Raw genomic sequence first — 18,770 nt, forward strand, 5'->3', positions numbered from 1 at the left:
CGGTCGACCGGAATCCCTACAAGCATGGCCGTTTCACGCCGGGCACCCGGATTCCGATTCTCGACCCGAAGCAGATCGAGAAGGATCGTCCCGACGTCGTCCTCGCGCTGCCGTGGAATCTCGAAGCGGAACTGACCGAACAATTGCGATACATCACCGAGTGGGGCGGTGAGCTCGTCTTCCCGCTCCCCTCCCTACACAGCGCGACATTTCAACCCGACAGCGCGGCAAGGAGGCTCACGACATGAAGGTTGTCCTGTTCTGCGGCGGCTACGGCATGCGGATGCGTAACGACCGCAACGACGCCATCCCCAAGCCGATGCAGATGGTCGGCCCTCGGCCGCTGCTGTGGCACGTGATGCACTACTACGCCCATTTCGGGCACAAGGAGTTCATCCTCTGTCTCGGGTACGGCGCCGAGGCCATCAAAGAGTTCTTCCTCGACTACCGCGAAGCGGAGTCCAACGACTTCGTTCTTCACGCCAACAAGATCGAGCTACTGCATTCCGACATCAGCGACTGGTCCATCACGTTCGTCGACACGGGTCTGGAATCAGCGATCGGTGAACGACTGCGGCGCGTGCGGCAGCACCTGGACGGCGACGAGCATTTCCTCGCGAACTACGCGGACGTCCTGACCGACGCTCCCCTCGACGACGTGGTCGCGAAGTTCCACGAATCCGGTGCCGCGGCGTCGATGCTCGTCGTCCCGCCGCAGTCCTCGTTCCACTGCGTGAATGTGGCCGACAACGGTGAGGTCAAAGAGATCATTCCGGTCAGCCGGCTACCAGTCTGGGAGAACGGCGGGTATTTCGTCCTCAGCGACGAGATCTTCGAACTTCTCCCACCGGGTGGCGATCTGGTCGCGGATGTCTGCGAAACCCTGGCGGGCGAGGGCCGGCTGTTCGGATACCGCCACGAAGGGTTCTGGAAGCCGGCCGACACGTTCAAGGAGCGGGCGGAACTCGACGCGAACTATGCAAGGGGCATCCATCCGTGGATGGTGTGGGAGCAACCGGAGGCGGTGTCATAGCTCATGCTCGACCTCCATGCTCTGCGTGTCGCCGAGATCGCCGTTCTCGGTGCGCACTGCGACGACATCGCGATCGGTATGGGCGGGACGCTGCTGACTTTGGCGTCCATGTCGCCAGGACTCCGGGTGCGTGCCCTGGTGTTGTCGGGCGACGACTCCCGGCGAGAGATAGAGGAACGGCACGCGCTCACCGCGCTGTGCCCCGACGCCGACCTCGAACTCGATGTCCTCGACGTTCCCGACGGCCACGCGCCCGGATACTGGGAGCCGATCAAGACTGCACTCGAGGGATTCCGGCGACGGTGCGAGCCCGACATCGTGTTCGCACCGCACCGCGGGGACGCTCACCAGGATCACCGGTTACTGGCCGAACTCGTACCGACCGTGTTTCGGGACCATCTCGTGTTGGGATACGAGATCCTCAAGTGGGAGGCGGACACCCCCCAACCCACCGTCTTCCACCCTTTGATACGTGCGGTGGCGGAGGAAAAGGCCCGGCTTCTCCTGAAGCACTACCCGTCCCAGGTCGACCGCGACTGGTTCGACCAGGAAGCATTCCTGGGTGTCACCCGGCTACGGGGTGTCCAGTGCCGCCGAATGCACGCCGAAGCCTTCGTTCTCGAGAAGGCGGCCATCCGATTCGGAAGGACCTGACATGCGAGTACTCCTCACCGGACACCGTGGCTACCTGGGCACGGTCATGGCTTCGTGTCTGCTCGGCGCCGGTCACGACGTGGTCGGGCTCGACTCGGGACTGTTCGCCGGCTGTATTCTCGGTCCCGCTCCGGTGGACGTGCCGTCGATCGATGTCGACCTGCGCGATGTGCAGCAGTCACATCTCCTCGGATTCGACGCGGTGATCCATCTCGCCGCGCTGTCGAACGACCCGCTGGGTTCGCTCGCCCCCGAAATCACCTACGCCATCAACCATCACGCGTCGGTACGCCTCGCTCGACTTGCGAAAGATGCCGGAGTACAACGTTTCCTGTACGCATCGACGTGCTCGGTGTACGGCTCGGCAGGCGACGAACTCGTGACGGAGGACGCTCCCCTGCGCCCACTCACCCCGTACGCGGAGAGCAAGGTGCGCGTAGAGGAAGACGTGACCGCCCTCGCCGACTCGGGGTTCTCGCCGGTCTTTCTGCGAAACGCTACCGCGTTCGGGTTCTCGCCCTGCCTTCGCGCCGACATCGTTCTCAACAACCTCGTCGGCGTCGCGATGCTCACCGGCACTGTGCGTGTGCTGTCGGACGGCACACCCTGGCGTCCGCTCGTACATGCCCGCGACATCGCCACTGCATTCTGCGCCGCACTCGTCGCGCCTGCGGACGCTGTTCACTGCCGCGCCTACAACGTGGGCACGGAGACCAACAACGTCACCGTGGCGCAGATCGCGGAAGCCGCCGCGGCGGCTGTGCCCGACTCGACCGTCGCCGTCACCGGAGCGACTGGCCCGGATCCGCGGTCGTATCGAGTCGACTTCAGCGCGATCCGGACGGCGCTCGACGGATACACACCGCAGTGGACCGTCGCCGACGGCGCGGTCGAACTGTACGAGAACTACGTGCGGTGGGGGCTCACCGAGGAACTGTTCACCACGCGATTCACCCGATTGGCTCACTTGCAGACGCTGCGGGCCTCGGGCGTGCTCGACGAGTCACTCCGGTTTCTCCGTGTCGGGGCCGGACATGGCTGACATCGGCATCTCGCGGTCGTCAGAGACACCGCAGCAGAGCCTCCCAGCTTCCCGCCGAGGCATCGCGTGGGCTCACAGCGGACACCGGGAGCGGCCACTCGATCCCCAGGCTGGGATCGTCATAGGCCACGGCGAGATCTTCGGTGGGATCGTGCCCGCGGTCGATCCGGTAACAGACGTCGCAGTCGGTGATTGCCTGGAAACCGTGGAGGAATCCCGGTGGCACGAACAGATGCGAGAAGCTGACGTCATCGAGCCTGAACGCCTGCTTCCGGCCGAAGGTCGTCGACGTCCGCCGCACGTCCACAAGCACGTCGTATATCGCTCCCCGCGCGCAACGCACGAGCTTGGCCTCGCCATCTCCCGATCTGCAGTGCATACCGCGGATCACGCCGCGCACCGATCGCGACTGCGAGTCCTGCACGAAGTCCGCGGCACGGACCGGCCGGCCCGAGCACGCCCGGCGCGCGACGGCGTCGTCGAAGATCTGCGCATCGAACGTCCGCGTGAAGAGTCCCCGCCCGTCCCGAAACGGCTCGGGAGTGAAGAGCAGGACGTCCTCGAGTTCCGTGTTTTCGACGCGCACATCACCATCGTGCCGCATCGCCGTGGGCGGGTCCGGCATTTCCGGAAGTCAGGGTGGCCACGATGATCTGCCGCGGATGTGCCGGATCCGACACGGTGTGGGTGCTCGACCTCGGGTGCACGCCTGCTGCGGACCATTTCCCGCCGGAGTGGTCGGCGATCGACTCGTGCGAGTCGGCGCATCCGCTGGCAATGGAGTTGTGCCGACGGTGCGGCCTCGCGCAACTCGCGGAGGACGACACGACGCCCGAGGAGCCGCACGGCGTCGAGCCGCTGGCGTTGAGGAAGCAGGCTGCCGACGCCGTTCGGACGGTCGCGGTGTCGGGTTTCCTCGACGGTGACACCGTACTCGAGTTCGGCAGCCCGCACGGCGGTAGCTGGCTCGGACTGCTCGCGTCGCGCGGATTCTGCCCGCCGCCCCCGGGGAGACGTGCCTCGGTCGTCCTCGACTGCTTCGGCCTCATGCACGAGGCCTGCCAGCGGTCGGCACTGCGGGAACGAGTGAACGCGACGGCAAGTGACGGTGTCCTTCTGCTCCAATTCCACTCTCTCGCTACGATAGTCACACACCGCCAGTGGAACGCGCTGCGGCACGGTCACTATGCGTACTACTCGTTGACCGCGCTGCAGCGGATGCTCACGGACGTGGGGATGAGCGTGTCGCACGCGTGGGAGTTCGACCTCTACGGCGGCACCGTCCTGATTGCCGCGCGGCACGGAGTCCGCTCGGACACATCGCACACCGTCCGCAATATCCTTGCGGCTGAAAACGCCCTGGGGGTGTGCGAGCCGCGAACACTCCGGACCCTGCAGCAGGCTGCGGACGGTCACGCCGGTGCGCTGCATACCTGGCTCGCCACGATGGCCGGTCGCGGACAACGGGTCTACGCATACGGCGCGGCGTCCCGGGCGGTGGCCCTGTTCAGCCGGGCGGGAGTCGACCATCGCGTGTTGTGCGCGGTAGCCGACGCGTCCCCCGCGAAACAGGGCCGCCGGATGCCCGGCACCGACGTCCCGATCATCTCCCCTGCGCAGCTGCTCGCGGACAACCCCGACGTGGTGCTGCTGACAATCGCCGACCTGCTCCCGGAGGTGCAGTCGCAGCTTCCGGGGTTGACCGGCAAATGGGTGGTGGACATTGCCGACGGGGACCGGCCGGACGCCGATCACGCACTTGCTCATGGAGGTCAGCAACCTCGCTGGAACACGCTCCGCACGTACCCTGCCGTCTGATATCCGATCTGCCACATCCAATCGGCGGCAGAAATGTCCGCCGGGCCTGCCGCCATCATGACGTCCCCGCCGTAGCAGCGCTGAACGATATAGCGCGCCCGTGACACGTGTGGCCGGAATGTGACGACGATGACGCTGTTCCATCCGCCGGCGGTCGCGAGATCGCGGAGTGCCCTCGCCTCCCCGGCAGTGGTCGCGGGGTCGGGATCGAAGCAGACAACGGCAAACGCGAACCGCGCTCCGCAGAGTCGATTGAGCCACGCGTCGGATCCACCGCTGGGATCGGACAGCAACACCCGCCCTGCGAGGCCCTTGCGGGCGAGATCGAGTCCGTACGTATACCGCTCGTGGCCGGGGCCGCCGAGGACGAGGATCGCATCGGCTCGGTGCAGCTCGTCGAGTTGGGGTTCGACATATGTCGGCACACACGCTGCCGTCGCGGTGAGAGCGGCCGCAACCACGCAGATGAACGTCCAGCGCAACCATCGAGCCGTCCGGCGCACCTAGCGTTCCCCTCTCACGGCTCGTGCGACGCGGCCACCGACCGAGCGGACGGCCTCCCGTATCTCCGCGAAGACGGACGGTGCGACCAGCCGAAGGGTCAGCAGGTAGGCGATCAGGAACGCGACACACTCCAGGGCGATCGCCGCGAGTCCGACTGCGATCGACCGCTGGTCCGACTGCACCACGTACCGTTCGAGCGGCGCGATCACCGCGAACGCCACAAGCGAGGCGATCACCGGGGGGGCCATCACCCGGGCTATCTCACGGCCCGATGCCCCGACCACCGAGCGTGCGAGTCCGAGCCCCGTGATCCCCACGACGATCGCCGCTCCCGAAACCGCGAGACCGACCCCGGCGAGCCCGAGAGGTAGCAACAGCAGCAGCAACGGGACCCCGGTCAGCAAGCCCGCTGCGGTCATCCAATTCATACGGCTGGATCGGCCGGCGCCCTTCATCGCCTCCGAGCTCACCGAGTTCATCGCCACGCCGAGTCCGAAGCCCGACATCGATGCCACCGCCACTCCGGCACCGCGCCAGGGCTCGCCGAGCAGCACCACGACGGCGGGCTCACCGACGGCGACCATCAGTGCCCCGGCCGGCATCGCCACCCGCCAGATCCAGCTCAGAGCACGCAGGAATGCGTACTTGAACCGCTGCGAGTCGGCGGAGATACGAGCGAAGGCGGGAAACAGCACGTACGAGCAGACCTGGACGATCGCCATGCCGGGGAGCAACGCGATCCTGCGGCCGTAGCGGTAGTTGCCGAGCGCAGCCTCGCTCAACCCGCGACCGATGATCGTCAACTCGACGACCTCCTGAGCCCTGGCGGCCGCGCCGTCCAGCAACAGCGGAAAGGAGAAGACCGCCATCTCACGCCAGAGCCGAATCGAGAACCGCCCACCGAACGGATGCCATCGGGACAGCCACCAACTCGCGACGATCCACACGAGCATCGACGAATACGAGCCGATCACCAGGGACCAGACTCCGTACCCCAGGGCGGCGAAGACAATCGAACCCGCTGCAAAGGTGATCCCGACGGCGGGATCCACGATGATCCGGCGCTTGAACTGGAAACGGCGCTGCATCAGGGCATCCGGGACGGACGTGATCGCGATCAACAACATCGACCCTGACATGGCAGCGGCCACGGTCCCGACCGCCGGGCTGTTGAATATGCGTCCGATCAACGGAGACGCCGCCAACATGACCAGGCTCATGAGGATCCCGGTGCCCAGCGTCACCCAGAACACCGTTGTGGCCGCATTTTCGACGTCGTGCTCGCGCTGAACGAGTGCCTGGGCCAACGTACCGTGGGTGACGACCACCAGAAAGGTGGTCATCACCGTGCCCGCCGCGAACACGCCGACGATCTCGGGACTCAGCAATCGCGCCAGCACCAACGTCTGCACGAACGTCACACCCTGCACGATCAGCAGACCCGCCGCTGCCATCGCCGCTCCGCGGCGCAGCTTTCCGCTCAGAGTGCCGACCGGGACGGTCTCGGGCGCCGGTACAGATCCCGAGTCATCGCACTCGGGAGCGCGCCCGGGTGTCGACGAACCCACTGCGCCGCCATCGTTCACAGCCGACTCACGGATTCGCTACRCCGACCGATCGTGTGTCCGAGAGCAGCGGTCGCCCGTTGCTTGAGCGGATGCAGCCTGCGCATCGCCTGAGGGAAGAGGGACAACGAGCAGGCCACCAGGGCGGCGCGGAGCGTGTGCCGCTGCGCGAACGCCGCTTTCGCCTCGACACGCGCCGCGACCAGGTCTCCTTCCAGGAGAGACCGTCGAGCCTGCCGCATCGCCTGGTGATACCGCAACCGCTGCAGGTTCGTCCGTAGCGCGTCCAGGTCCTCGGCCCGGCTCGTGGAATGCACCACCGTCTGGAACGACCGTTGAATGCGCCGATCGAACGCCTCGACCCCGGCGGGGTCGCGCGATACCGAGTCCTTCCGGACCCGGCAGCGCGCGAGGCGTTCGGGGAGCATTCGCACGTCGAATCCGGAGGCGACGAGCCGCAGCCACATGACCACGTCCGCCTCGACTTCCTGTGTCGCGTGCTCGTACCCGCATACAGCGCTCCACGCCTCGCGCCGAACCGCGCCCGTGTAGTAGGGGATGTACCCCGCGAGCATGTCGGTCAGCGTCAGAGGGTGCCCAGGGTGCGGTCGTGTCCGGAAGCCGATAGAGCGTAGATATCCCTTGTGTGTGCCACCGTGGTCGTCGAACAGGAAGGYGTCACAGCCCACCGCGTCGATGCCCCGGTCGGCGGCGAGCACCGTCCCGGTGCGCGCACAGAAGTCCGGCATCAGCAGATCGTCGCTGTCGAGCACGCAGAAGTACTGTCCGCGCGCCAGCGCGGCCGCAGCCGTCACGCCCCCCTCGTATCCACGATTCTCTTGTCTCACCAGTCTGATTCGGCTGTCGGATGCGTAGGACCGGACTATCGCCGCGATCTCGTCGGAGCGTCCGTTGTCGACGACGATCAACTCCCAGTCGGTACGGGTCTGGCCGCGCACCGACTCGATCGTCTGCACCAGGTACGGCTCGGTCCGGTACGCGGTGGTCAGAAAGCTGAATGCAGGAAGGGGTCGCGACACGCTCACCGTTACCACCCCAAACCCACGTAACCTTCGCGCCGGCGCCGCTCCTCGGCGCCCGGGAGTCTGACGAGGTCGACCACCGTGTGCTGCGCGCCCGCCCGGTTGACCGCCGCCACCACCGAGGGCTCCCTGGACCCGGCGATGAGCACCTCCGCGTGGTCGAGAACTGCATCGACATCATCGGTGAGAACCTGACCGATGTGCGGCAGCAGTTCCTCGATGAATTCGCGGTTCGCACCCAACAGCCTGGACAGTGCGACATTGGCATCGCAGATCTTCACGTCGTAGCCCTTGCCGATGAGCCTCTCGGCCAGCTCGACCATCGGGCTCTCCCGCAGATCGTCCGTGCCGGGCTTGAACGACAGACCGAAGATGCCGATCCTGCGCTTACCCAATGCGATCACCTGGTCCACTGCCCGCCGCAGGTGCATCTCGTTCGACACCAGCACGTTCGCCAGCACCGGCACTTCGACGTCATGGACTCGCGCGGTATGCATCAGCGCGCGCACGTCCTTCGGCAGACACGACCCCCCGAACGCGAATCCCGGACGCAGATAGGCGGCACTGAGATTCAGTTTCGTGTCGGCGAGGAAGATGTCCATCACGGCGTGTGAGTCGAGTCCCAGAGACGCGCAGATGGCTCCGATTTCGTTGCCGAACCCCACTTTCAGGGCGTGGAAACTGTTGTCGACGTACTTGACCATCTCGGCGACCGGGATCGGAACGCGGAACCGCGGTCCACCGAGCCCGTCGTACAGACCCATGACCTGCCGCCCGCTGCGTTCGTCGCTTTCCCCGACCACCGTCTTGGGCGGATTGAGGAAGTCGCGCACACTGCTGCCTTCGCGCAGGAACTCGGGGTTGACGCAGACGCCGAAGTCGACTCCCACCCGCTTGCCCGATGCGCGTTCCAGGCGCGGGATGAGTATCTCCTCGCAGGTACCCGGAACCATGGTGCTGCGGTAGACGACGACGTGGAAACTGTCCTTGGTGGCCAGGGCGGCGCCGATCTCGTCGGTCGCACGTTCGAGATAGCGGGTGGCCAGTCCTCCCCCCGGCGCGGACGGGGTGCCGACACAGACCATCGTGACGTCGCTGTCGAGGACGGCGCGGGCGKGGTCGTCACTGACGGTGAGCAAGCCTGATTCCACGACCTCGGCGATCAGCTGGCCGATCCGCTCTTCGAAGACCGGGGTCTGGCCTCGGCGCAGAAATTCGATCTTCGAGGAATTGACGTCGACCCCGACCACGGGGAAACCCCGGGATGCCAGGCATGCCGCGGAAACACATCCGACATACCCCAGCCCGAAGACGCTCAGGACCATCCGACGCTCCGATGGACGTACATACAATTCGGTCGCGCTCATCTCAACCGCCAAAACCAGTAGGGATCTCAAGGTTTGCTAGTGCAGCGTATTCCATACTACGTCCCCGTTTTTAGCTGTGGTTCCGATCGCGCAGTTGATTGTTACTCGATTTAACGCATCCCCATCTCGCCATCTCACGGCGAGGGACCCATCGCGAACAGCAAGGGTGAGGTCTTCGGCCCACGCGCCGCGCTCGTCCATCGGGTTGAGCACGGTAGCGACCGCTACCGGCACTTCGCCGGCACAGCATCCGCCGACCAACCATGACGGCTCTCTCGATTCCAGCCGATACGACCACCAACCGAGGCCGTGCCGGGCGTCGCCCCGTACCTCGTACGGAATCAGCTCAGTGCTGGCGGCGTGGACCAGCTGGAGAATCGGCTCCCCATTTCGGCTGGCGAGGTGACCCCCGCCGACCGGTGTGACGTCCAGCGACGGCGACAGCGGCCACGACGTGCGCACCTCGTGGCGGCCTCGGCCTGCGATGAGATCGACGACGAGGACGCTGCCCCGATCCGGCGGCGCGATGAGCCACCTCCGATGCACCACCGGCTTCGAGAGTCTCCCGTAGCCGCTGTGTTCGGCATCGACGACACTGCGCTCGAGGTCGACCGACCGCACCCGTACGCGGGCATGCTCCGTCCACAGAAACGGCCCGCCGACAACCGATTGGTCCAGGCCGTCGACACACACGGTCGCGTGAGCGCGAGTGCCCCGATGAGCAGCGCGCCAGTCCGGGTGCCTGTAGTAGCTGCCGGTGCCGGGATCGCCGATGACGTCCTCACCGTCGATGCTCAACGTCACTGCGAGGGCGTCGGCGTGCCCGTGTGCGGCGAGCGAGAGGTATCCCAGCGGGCCGACGTCCATAGTCAGCCGCCGCGCTCCGGCGCGCAGCACCACCAGGCCTCCGTCCGGAGCGAAGAAGCTGCGAGGACCGGGTTCTGGGACGGCCTCCGATCCGGAAACAGGTTCTGTGCGAGCGTAGTTCATCCAGGCCCCCGACAGCGTCGTGCCGCCCACCCGGCGTGCCGACGCGTTGCGGGTCACCGCGGCGACCGTGCCGAGATGATCTCGGACCGTGCGCACCGGCTCGGCGCCGAGCCGGAGCGCGAAACCCTCGTCGTCGTCTCCGTAGCGTGGCGCCGGGTCACGATCACCGACGAGTGCTGCGATGAAGTCCGCGCTCCGGTCGACGGCGGCGATCAACTCCGGCGGTGGTCGACCGTCACGGAGCGTCAGCAACGCGGCCACGGTGAGCAGCAGTTCCGACGTGAAGACCTGGTATCCCACCGACTGCTCGGCGCCTGCGCCGTCGGGCAAGATCTGCCGGGCCGCCTCGGCGGACAGCACACGGATCGCGTCCTTCTCCCAGGACTCGGCGCGGGCCAGCTCCGGCAGAAGAATCGCCACTGTGGCGACGCCGGCCATTTCCCCGACGAGGTGGTTGTTGGCCGAGCTGAACTGCGAACGCTCGTCCCAGCAGCGACGGGCAGACTCGGCGAGCAGACGGACGACAGCCCGGAACCTCGTGGTCGTCAACCCGGGCGAATCCCGCAGCCCCTGTAGTGCCACCGCGATCGAGATCGAGCGCACGCCCGCCTCGAATGCACCACGCCATCCGATGCCGAGGCCCGGTGGATTCTGTTCGATCCACGAGTCGAGTTGACGAAACGCCGCGTCACTGAATCGCTCCTCACCGGTGAACAACCACGCCTCGGCGAGCCAGGGCAGATGCTGGAGTCGATTGAGCTCCCAGATCCACTTCGGATCACCGTCCGCCGTGCGGTGGTTGATTCGGGATGCGGGCACGACGGGCCAGCCCACTTTCGAAAGCGGGTCGTAATGCCAGTCGATCGGCTCCGGCAGCGTCACTTCGGGGTGACCGAAGTACGAAAATCGCCCGCAGGCCACACGCTCGGCGGCCGCGATCACCTGCCCGACCGCGGCCGGATGTGCACGGGCGATGTCGGCGGCCCGGTCGCGGTCCAGAAGTGCCGGACGGCCGACGCATTCCCGGAATCTCGCCAATGCGGCGTCCCAGTCCGGTTCCGGCGTCCCCAGCAACTCGGAGTCGGTCGTCTCGCCGCGCCCGCTGAGCGGAAGCAGGCTCCGACCGGCCCGACTCGCACGCCACGCCACCTCGCGCGGTCCCATCGTCTGCAATCGGCGTACGCGCCAGAGGAGTTGACTCACGGCGTCCTCCTTGCGAATACGAGAACCTCGTGCGGCACGTGACAAGGTGCCGTCGGGCGTGTCAAGCTGACTCGGTGCCCGGCATTCTCGCCTTCCGGCGGTTCGGCCGCTTCCGATTCGCCCTGACGGCGGCCATTACAGCCGTCGGACTGATCGCCGCGTGCTCTACGCCCGTCGGAGAACCTCAGGCGCCGGCGCCGGCGCCGGCGCCTGTGCCCGCGCCCGGCGATCCGCACTCCCTCACGTTCCCCAGGACGGCAACGTATTTCCTCAATCAGCAGGAACTTCCGTCCGTCGACGAGCTCGCCCGATATGACGTGGTAGTCATCGACAACGAATGGGCGAACCGGAAGCCGCGCGAGTACTTCGACGAACTCCGTCACGCGAACCCGCGCCTCCGGTTGTTCGCCTACGTGAATGTGGTCGACCATCCCGATCAACTCGGCTCGGAGGCCTACTGGGCCAACCGATACGCGTTGTGGCAGTACGACCAGAACGGCGAAAGTGCGTTCCCGGATTCCTGGCTGGCGCACACCATGGACGGCGCGCCGGTCAGCGAGTGGCCGGAGTCGACGATGACCAACCTCACCGACCAGGCGCCACGGATCAACGGCCAGGTCTTTGCCGAGTACGCCGCGAACTGGGTGGTCGACGACGTCTGGTCTGCGGGGGTGTGGGACGGTATCTTCCTCGACGTCTGGGGCGACCGGATCTACAGTGCGAACCGAGATCACTGGGACATCGATTCCGATGGCACCGACGAACCGGACGACGCGATCTACGGGTTCGGAAACCCCTGGGAGCGTGGCGTGAACCTGGCCGAACAGATCATCCGGCGACGAATTCCGGACGCCATCCTGATCGCGAACGGAGACCGGACGCTGCTGGCGCAACAACTGGACGGCCGGGCGTGGGAGAAATTCGCAGACCCCCGCGCCGACCGGAATCCTATGTTCGACATCGAGCAGTATGCCAGTCTGACTGCCGAGGGGGACCATCGCATGCCCGGCCTGGCGATGACGATCGACAGGCTCGGTCCCGCACCGCATTCGGCACCGGACTTCCAGCGTGCCCGGTACTTCCTGGCGGCGACGTTGCTCCAGGACGGATTCTGGGCCCCGATGGGCGCCGACTACGACGAGCCGGCCTACTTCGACGAGATGGACGGTGGCGGACTCGGCCCGGGGTACCTCGGGCACCCCCTGGTGGCCAACCCGTCGCCGGCCGCCCTGAACGATCCGTATGCGGACGGGGTCGGGTCGCTGGGCCACGGCCTCTTCCGTCGCGACTTCGAGCACGGCATCGTCCTGCTGAACACCGATGGCAAAGCCCGGGAAGTGCAGCTCGAGACACCCTTTCGGCGACTTCACGGCAGCCTGGATCCGAGCACCAACAACGGGGCCACCGTCACGTCGGTGACCCTCCAGCCGAGCGACGGTCTCGTGCTCTTGCGCGAGAACCCGTAACCGCATCCGGTCTCTCATCGCATCACCCGCTCGACCGCGAAGAGCCGCGCGTAGAAGTCGATGAGTGCCCGGCGCGACGTCTCCCACGACAGCTGCTGCTCCACCCGAGCCCGGCCCAGTTCGCCCATCCTGTGACGTTTCCGGGAGTCCCGTAACAGCTCGTCGATCCCAGCCGCGAAGGCCGATTCGTCATTGGCCGGGGCGTAGACAGCGGACTCCCCCGCCGATACTCGCGACTCGACGAGTTCGAACGAGACGAGTGGCCGCCCCATCGCCATGTACTCGACGACCTTGTTCATCGTCGACACATCGTTCAACGGGTTTCGTGGGTCAGGCGCAAGACAGACGTCGGCGGTCGACAGACACCGCTGCACGAACTCGTCGGGGACCCGGCCGGTGAATTCGACCGTGTCCGTGAGCCCGAGCTTCTCGCTGAGGGCGACCATGTCTTCGAAGGCGTCCCCCGCGCCCATGAATATGCAGTGGAGGTCGTCCCGGCCGAGGCCGTCCCGCAGGTGAGCGAGGGCGCGTAACGCATAGTCGACGCCGTCCTGCGGACCCATCACCCCCAGGTATGCCGCGAGATACCGCTTGCCGCGCCGCAGGCTCGGATCGGGGTCTCGGCGGACGAATCGACTCAGATCGGGCGCACTCCGGACGACGGTAACCCGCTCCGGCGCCAGATGACCGCGCTCGAGTGCAACCCGCCGATAGCTCTCGTTCGTCGAGATGACGGCGTCGGCAGTGGCCAGTGTGAGCCGTTCCAGGAGTCTGGTCGCCCAGTAGAGGACCTGGCCGCCTCGGGGAAACCGGGACAGGAAGAGTTCGGGCACGAGATCGTGGTGGTCGAACACGAACTTGGCGCCGACCGGGCGAAGCAGCGCAGCGACGAGGAACAGCAGGTCGGGCGGATTGCAGGCGTGGACGGCATCGACCCGATCTTCTCGGCGCACCCGAAGAGCGAGCCGCGTGGTGTGCCACAACGCCAGCCCGTACTCCCGCAGATAGCCCAACGGCCCACCCTCCGCGGCACGCAGGGGGTAGCGGAGAATACGGACCCCGTCGATCGTGACGTCCGGCTCCCTGTCCTGGGTGGTCCCCATCGGGCAGATCACTGTGACGCGATAGCCGGCCTCCACCAACGCAGTGCTCTCCTGCCACACCCGGCGGTCGAACGGTACCGAAAGGTTCTCTACCAGAATCAGAATGTGCCGACTCATCACACCTCCACCACTTCGGTGAGCAGACGCTCGAATCCTCGCGCCGTGTCTTCGATCCGGTACTGCTGTTCCACCCGTGCACGCCCCGACAACCCCTGCCGGGTGCGCAGCCCCGGGTCCGCGGCCAGGGCGAGGAGCCGCTGCGCCATCGCATGCGCATCTCCGACCGGCACCACGTAGCCCTGTTCACCATCGGTGACCATGTCTCGCAGGCAACCGCAGTCGGTGACCACGAGCGGCACGCCCGCGGCCATGGATTCGATCGCGATGATCGGCACTCCCTCGTGCACCGACGACAGACAGGACACGTCGAGTCCCGGCAGGAGTTGTCGCACGTCCCGTCGAACGCCCATGAAGCGTGTGCGGCCGGCAATCCCGAGTTCATCCGCAAGAGTGCGTAACTCGGCCTCACGTTCGCCGCCGCCGATCACGACCAGCCGCACCCGCACATCAGACTCCGCCACCGAAGAAATCGCTTCGAAGAGCATCTGGTGCGCCTTCTGATCGCTGAGGCGACCGACGATACCGACGACGAAGTCCCGCGGGTCGAGACCGAATGCGGCCCTGGCAAGCTCGGAGTCGGTGTTTCGCGGCAGCGGAGGCAGCACGATCCCGTTCGGAATCACCACCTCGCGTGTGCGTCGCCAGGCGAAGCGCCCAACACCCTCTTCCCGGCGGAGGTACTCGCCTTGTCGAGGGGCGAGCAGGACGAGCGCGTCGGACAGCCACAGCGTTTCCACCGTGGAGCGCGGCAGGCAGCGCTTGCCGACCGACGTCAGGTCCATGTCGTGGGCGGCGACGATGTTGGCACGCGCTCCCGCCAGCCTTGCCGCAATTCGCCCCAGCGCCAGTGCCGCTCGATGATGATGAGTGACCAGTACCACGTCCGTGCGATCGCGTCGCAGGCTGCGGATCAACCGTGGCAGGGTTCGAACGTCGTAGCGCCCCGTACGCCCCAGCACTTCGACCTCGAATCCCGCCCTCCGGAACTCCTCGCCGAGGGGCCCGGCCTCGCGCAGACAGATCAGACGTGGTCGTACGACCCGTGGATCGAAGTTCCGGAACAGTTCCAGCATCAGGAGTTCGACACCCCCGACGAACGTCAAGTCCAACACCAGACTGAGCCGGATCGGCCTCGTCGAACGAGGTGGGAGTCGCCCCGCCACCTCCTCGAGCGCGAGTTCGCTCTCGGCGACGCTTGTGCGCAGGCTGAACTCGGACTCGACTCGCGTCCGCGCCGCGAGGCCCATTTCCCGGGATTTCTCGGGCTCCGACAGCACTCGGAGCAGCTTCTCGGCGAGCGCATGCGGCGAACGCGGGGGCACGAGAAATCCGGTCACCCCCTCCGTAATCATCTCCGGCACGCCGCCCACCGCGGTACAGACCGCCGGCCGACCCGCGGCCATTGCCTCGAGCAGCGCCATCGGAAAACATTCCACGCTGAACGAGCTCAGGACGAAGACGTCCATCCCTCCGAGCAAATCTTTCACGTCGTGACGAGAACCGGTGAAGACCACATGGTCCGCGATGCCCAGCTCACTGGCCAGCTGTTCCAGCTCGCCTCTCATCGGCCCGTCTCCGACCACCAGGAACTTTGCGGCCGGCAGCTCGTCGATGACCAGCCGTGCCGCGTGCAGCAGCGTGGCGTGGTCCTTCTCGGGCCGCAGCGCGGCAAGAATCCCCACCACTCGGTCGAGCGGCCCGATCCCGAACTCCGCGATCGCCGCCCGATCTCCACTCGGATCGAATGCTGCGGGATCCACCCCGTTGTGGATTATTCGGATCTTGCCCGGCGGGATGTGTAGATCGCCTACCAGATAGGGAACTTGCGCCTTCGCCACACCGAAATACGCGCTCGTGACCGGGCCGAGTGCGCGGTCGGCGAACCGCCGAAGGACACTCCTCGTGGTGGTCTCACCGCAGTTGTGAACCCATACGACCGTCCGTGGAACTCGGGCCAGGACAGCCGCGACACGGCCGAGAGTCTCGGCGTTGAAGCCGCGCACGATCATGATGTCCGGGGAAATCCTGCGCGTCTCACGCACGAGGTCCCATAGGGCACCGACCGCCTGCAGCTTCGTTCGTCCCAACGCCAGGGCGGGAACAGCACCGGCCGCCAGGGCCGGATACAGTTCGCCCTCGCTTCCGATGCAGATGACGCTGGGCTCGAACCGTTCTCGGTCCAGTCGGGGAAACAGCGTTGCAGCGTGCCGCTCCGCTCCGCCGACGCGGAGGTCAGGCACCACTTGCAACACCCGCAGTGGGCGATCGGCCGTCACCGCCGCACCTCCTGGTAGAGGGCATCGAAACGGCGCCACACGACGTCGACGTCGAATTCGGCCCGGATGCGCTCCAACGCCTGCGCTCCGATGCGGGTGCGGGCATCGTCGTCGTAGACCACGTGACGCAAGGCTTGCGCGAGTGCGTCCACGTCGTCAACCGGAACCAGCACCCCACAACGGTCGTCGATCAGTTCGGGGATACCCCCCACGGCGCTGGCGACAACGCACAGGCCGTGGGCCATCGCCTCGAGTATCGCCATCGGCTGGCCCTCGTTGCGCGAGGGCAGGGCCAGTACGTGGGAGCTCGCCAACAATTCGGGCACCCGATCCGGATCGAGCCATCCGAGCACCGTGACGGTGGATCCCACCGACAGCTCGTCGACCCTGTCCCGCGCGCGCTGCACTTCGCCGTCACCGGCGATCGTCAGTCGCGCACGCTCGCCTCCGTCRCCGACCATCTTCGCCCACGCGTCGAGCAACGTGAAAGTCCCCTTGCGATCGCCGATGCAGCCGAGGAACAGCACGTGCACCTGTTCACTTCCGGACGGCTGCCGTACCGGACGGCAAGGCCGGACCGCGTTGGGAACAGAGACGATCCGTGCCTGTGGCGCAATCCGCTCGAGGCGCTCCACCCAGCAGTCGCCGAGCGCCACCACTACGTCCGCACCGGTGAGGGTGGCGCGGATGAGCGCCTTCACTGGGCGCGACGATCGGCTGTAGAACTGGTGGAAGTCGGAACCGTGCACGTGCATCACAATCGGCACCCGGAAGATTCGACATATCCAGGCGAGGATCGCCTTCCGGATGAAGCTGCCGGCGACGGAGGTATGAAGATGAACCACATCCGGCCGGTCGCGAACCAGAGCAGCCACGAACGCACCCAGCCCTGTCGCGAACACCACGATTTTCGTCGCGACCGTCCCGTTCCGGTGAGTGCTGACATGGCGAACGTTCCACAACTCCCACAGCGGAGTGCCTTGCATCGTTCGGACGAAGCTTGCCACGCCGCCCCGGGTGGACGTGCTGGTAGATGCCCACAGGGCCCGCTGCCGCTTCATGTTGGTTCCTGTGCTGGGACCGATGCAAACCCGCGTCGATGCGGATCAGGTGTCAACGGGTCCGCGGGAGCCCGCTCTGCCCAGCCGATTGCGATGCCGACGAGCAGCATCACGACCGCGTTCGGGAAATCGAAGAACCGGAGGTCCACCGTGAGTCCGGAGATCACGAGCACAACGAAGGCCATCATCGCCACAAGCGCGAGACGCCTCCCGCACAGGCCGTCGGCCGGCAGCACCCGAAATGCGTGGAAGAGACCGCTGGCGAGGAGAAAAAGCACCGCGAGCCACAGAACCAACCCGATCAGCCCCAGTTCCGCCGCGATTCCGAGCTCATTGAAGTGGGATGCGATTCCGAAGCCGCGAATCCATGGCACATCGGGCGCCCACTGCTTGTGATTGTAGGTGTTCATCGCGGTGAAGCGCCCGATCCCCCACCCTGCCAACGGTTTCTCCTGGATTGCCCAAATCGCCGTCTTTGCAGTATTGAGACGATCCTGCAGTTCGTCGGGCGAGCCGACGCCACCCGCCGAACGATCGCTACTGGTGAAGGTCGACCATTTGATGGCCACGCCCGCCGCGGCGACCCCACCGGTCACAACGAAACCGGTTCGAAATCCCTTGGCAGATACCGCTCCGATCAACACCACGACAGCGAACGCGAGCCAGACGACTCGCGTGTGGGTCAAATACACACCGTAGGCGGACGCCACCGCGATAGCGGTGGCCAGAATCCTGCTCCACCCCGGTTCGCGGGGCGTTGCGGCCAGGAGAAGCGCCACGATGAAACTGAGGATCAACACCATGCCGTTCACCACAGGCTGGTCGAAGATGCCGACGGCAYGCCCCACCCAGCTCGGAGACTCCACTATGTAGCGGGGCCAGACGAGTGCGGTCGGACCATGAAACTGCAGAATGCTCATCGCAGCCGAGTAGGCGCCCAGCAACAGGATCGTCCACAGAAGGGTTCTGACGGTGGACACCCGGTCGAACGTGTACCGCCCCACGAGAAACATGGTGAACGGAATGATGGTCCCGGTCAGCACGAACCGCGCTACGGAAAGTTCTTCGCCGGACACGGGGACCACGGAGCCATAGGGATGCGCGGAGAACATCGACATGATGTTCCAGGTGACGTAGAGAACCATTGCACACTCGATGGCGCCGAGACGCGGCGCGCGATCGGTTCCCCGCGCGATCCAGATCGCCCACGCTCCCACCACCCCGAGGAAGGCCAGGACGAACGGATCCACCGGCAGGATGCTGGGTAGCGCGACCCGAAGGAACGTGGTGACCAGCAACAGAAGAACAGCGACCACCGGATCGCGCAGCCCGGAGATGACGAGAACACTGCCGACGGCGCCGAGCAAGAGGAGCACACCGAATTGAGTCGGCACCTTCGCGGCGGCCGCGAGCACAATCAGCACGGCCACGGGGAACACGACGCCCGGCAGCCATCGGCGGGTCACTCCACCCGGTGGCGAAACACTGGTGGGGTCGGCGAAGTGCGGTGCCAGTCTCATTGTGG

16 protein-coding genes are annotated in these 18,770 nt (G+C 66.1%); 6 read left to right on the forward strand and 10 right to left on the reverse strand.

Annotation, left to right across the window (positions count from 1 at the left end):
* The 4 genes from AC1DWT_RS33800 to AC1DWT_RS33815 form a co-directional block, all read left to right on the forward strand.
* Positions 1 to 248, forward strand: a 248-nt coding sequence (locus AC1DWT_RS33800; RefSeq protein WP_477924002.1) for a Rossmann-fold NAD(P)-binding domain-containing protein, incomplete at its 5' end; no start/stop codon positions are given.
* Positions 245 to 1,033, forward strand: coding sequence for a glycosyltransferase family protein (locus tag AC1DWT_RS33805; protein ID WP_072940957.1), 789 nt, complete (start codon positions 245 to 247; stop codon positions 1,031 to 1,033). The genes AC1DWT_RS33800 and AC1DWT_RS33805, both read left to right, overlap by 4 nt.
* Before the next feature lie 3 nt (positions 1,034 to 1,036).
* Positions 1,037 to 1,687: a PIG-L deacetylase family protein gene (locus AC1DWT_RS33810; RefSeq protein WP_477924004.1), complete on the forward strand. Its 651-nt coding sequence runs from the start codon at positions 1,037 to 1,039 to the stop codon at positions 1,685 to 1,687.
* Between the two features lies 1 nt (position 1,688).
* Entirely contained in the window at positions 1,689 to 2,729 is a 1,041-nt protein-coding gene (locus AC1DWT_RS33815) for an NAD-dependent epimerase/dehydratase family protein (protein WP_477924006.1), read from the forward strand.
* 19 nt (positions 2,730 to 2,748) lie between these two features.
* Here the strand turns inward: AC1DWT_RS33815 and AC1DWT_RS33820 are convergent, their stop codons facing one another.
* On the reverse strand, positions 2,749 to 3,315 hold the full coding sequence (locus AC1DWT_RS33820; RefSeq protein ID WP_095861423.1) for a dTDP-4-dehydrorhamnose 3,5-epimerase family protein: 567 nt from the start codon (positions 3,313 to 3,315) through the stop codon (positions 2,749 to 2,751).
* A gap of 62 nt (positions 3,316 to 3,377) precedes the next feature.
* Between AC1DWT_RS33820 and AC1DWT_RS33825 the strand changes: the two genes are divergently transcribed.
* Positions 3,378 to 4,547 (forward strand): transferase, encoded by a 1,170-nt coding sequence (locus tag AC1DWT_RS33825; protein ID WP_477924037.1) that lies wholly within the window; start codon positions 3,378 to 3,380, stop codon positions 4,545 to 4,547.
* Here the strand turns inward: AC1DWT_RS33825 and AC1DWT_RS33830 are convergent.
* The 5 genes from AC1DWT_RS33830 to AC1DWT_RS33850 all read right to left on the reverse strand — a co-directional run bounded on the left by AC1DWT_RS33830 (position 4,502) and on the right by AC1DWT_RS33850 (position 11,219).
* Complete coding sequence (locus AC1DWT_RS33830; protein WP_477924009.1) at positions 4,502 to 5,050, reverse strand: YdcF family protein; 549 nt, start codon at positions 5,048 to 5,050, stop codon at positions 4,502 to 4,504. The two genes, AC1DWT_RS33825 and AC1DWT_RS33830, sit on opposite strands and share 46 nt — an antisense overlap.
* The gene (locus AC1DWT_RS33835) at positions 5,051 to 6,505 is read right to left on the reverse strand and encodes an oligosaccharide flippase family protein (protein ID WP_477924011.1); all 1,455 of its coding nucleotides are present in this window, start codon (positions 6,503 to 6,505) and stop codon (positions 5,051 to 5,053) included.
* 128 nt (positions 6,506 to 6,633) lie between these two features.
* Complete coding sequence (locus AC1DWT_RS33840) at positions 6,634 to 7,662, reverse strand: glycosyltransferase family 2 protein (RefSeq protein ID WP_477924013.1); 1,029 nt, start codon at positions 7,660 to 7,662, stop codon at positions 6,634 to 6,636.
* Positions 7,663 to 7,664: 2 nt separating this feature from the next.
* Entirely contained in the window at positions 7,665 to 8,984 is a 1,320-nt protein-coding gene (locus tag AC1DWT_RS33845; RefSeq protein ID WP_477924015.1) for a nucleotide sugar dehydrogenase, read from the reverse strand.
* 78 nt (positions 8,985 to 9,062) lie between these two features.
* Entirely contained in the window at positions 9,063 to 11,219 is a 2,157-nt protein-coding gene (locus AC1DWT_RS33850) for a heparinase II/III family protein (RefSeq protein ID WP_477924017.1), read from the reverse strand.
* Positions 11,220 to 11,293: 74 nt separating this feature from the next.
* Here AC1DWT_RS33850 and AC1DWT_RS33855 point away from each other — a divergent pair, with 74 nt between their 5' ends.
* Positions 11,294 to 12,685, forward strand: a complete 1,392-nt coding sequence (locus AC1DWT_RS33855; RefSeq protein WP_477924019.1) for a putative glycoside hydrolase — start codon at positions 11,294 to 11,296, stop codon at positions 12,683 to 12,685.
* Positions 12,686 to 12,699: 14 nt separating this feature from the next.
* Here the strand turns inward: AC1DWT_RS33855 and AC1DWT_RS33860 are convergent, their stop codons facing one another.
* Genes AC1DWT_RS33860 through AC1DWT_RS33875 form a run of 4 tightly spaced genes read right to left on the reverse strand, consistent with a single transcriptional unit; the run spans position 12,700 to position 18,765 of the window.
* A complete protein-coding gene (locus tag AC1DWT_RS33860; RefSeq protein ID WP_072940975.1) occupies positions 12,700 to 13,905 on the reverse strand; it encodes a glycosyltransferase family 4 protein in 1,206 nt (401 codons plus the stop codon).
* A complete protein-coding gene (locus AC1DWT_RS33865) occupies positions 13,905 to 16,184 on the reverse strand; it encodes a glycosyltransferase (protein ID WP_477924022.1) in 2,280 nt (759 codons plus the stop codon). The genes AC1DWT_RS33860 and AC1DWT_RS33865 overlap by 1 nt, the downstream gene beginning before the upstream one ends.
* Positions 16,181 to 17,245 (reverse strand): glycosyltransferase family 4 protein, encoded by a 1,065-nt coding sequence (locus tag AC1DWT_RS33870; RefSeq protein WP_477924023.1) that lies wholly within the window; start codon positions 17,243 to 17,245, stop codon positions 16,181 to 16,183. The genes AC1DWT_RS33865 and AC1DWT_RS33870 overlap by 4 nt, the downstream gene beginning before the upstream one ends.
* The gene (locus AC1DWT_RS33875) at positions 17,242 to 18,765 is read right to left on the reverse strand and encodes an O-antigen ligase family protein (RefSeq protein ID WP_477924025.1); all 1,524 of its coding nucleotides are present in this window, start codon (positions 18,763 to 18,765) and stop codon (positions 17,242 to 17,244) included. Before AC1DWT_RS33875 ends, AC1DWT_RS33870 begins: the two co-directional genes overlap by 4 nt.
* Positions 18,766 to 18,770 lie beyond the last annotated feature (5 nt).

It is taken from the genome of Rhodococcus sp. P4_B6 (assembly GCF_056402215.1).

Coding starts and splice junctions, on each gene's coding strand:
- AC1DWT_RS33825 (WP_477924037.1), top strand. CDS start 3,378: ATGATCTGCCGCGGATGTGCCGGATCCGACACGGTGTGGGTGCTCGAC.
- AC1DWT_RS33860 (WP_072940975.1), bottom strand. CDS start 13,905: ATGAGTCGGCACATTCTGATTCTGGTAGAGAACCTTTCGGTACCGTTC.
- AC1DWT_RS33810 (WP_477924004.1), top strand. CDS start 1,037: ATGCTCGACCTCCATGCTCTGCGTGTCGCCGAGATCGCCGTTCTCGGT.
- AC1DWT_RS33815 (WP_477924006.1), top strand. CDS start 1,689: ATGCGAGTACTCCTCACCGGACACCGTGGCTACCTGGGCACGGTCATG.
- AC1DWT_RS33835 (WP_477924011.1), bottom strand. CDS start 6,505: ATGGCAGCGGCGGGTCTGCTGATCGTGCAGGGTGTGACGTTCGTGCAG.
- AC1DWT_RS33805 (WP_072940957.1), top strand. CDS start 245: ATGAAGGTTGTCCTGTTCTGCGGCGGCTACGGCATGCGGATGCGTAAC.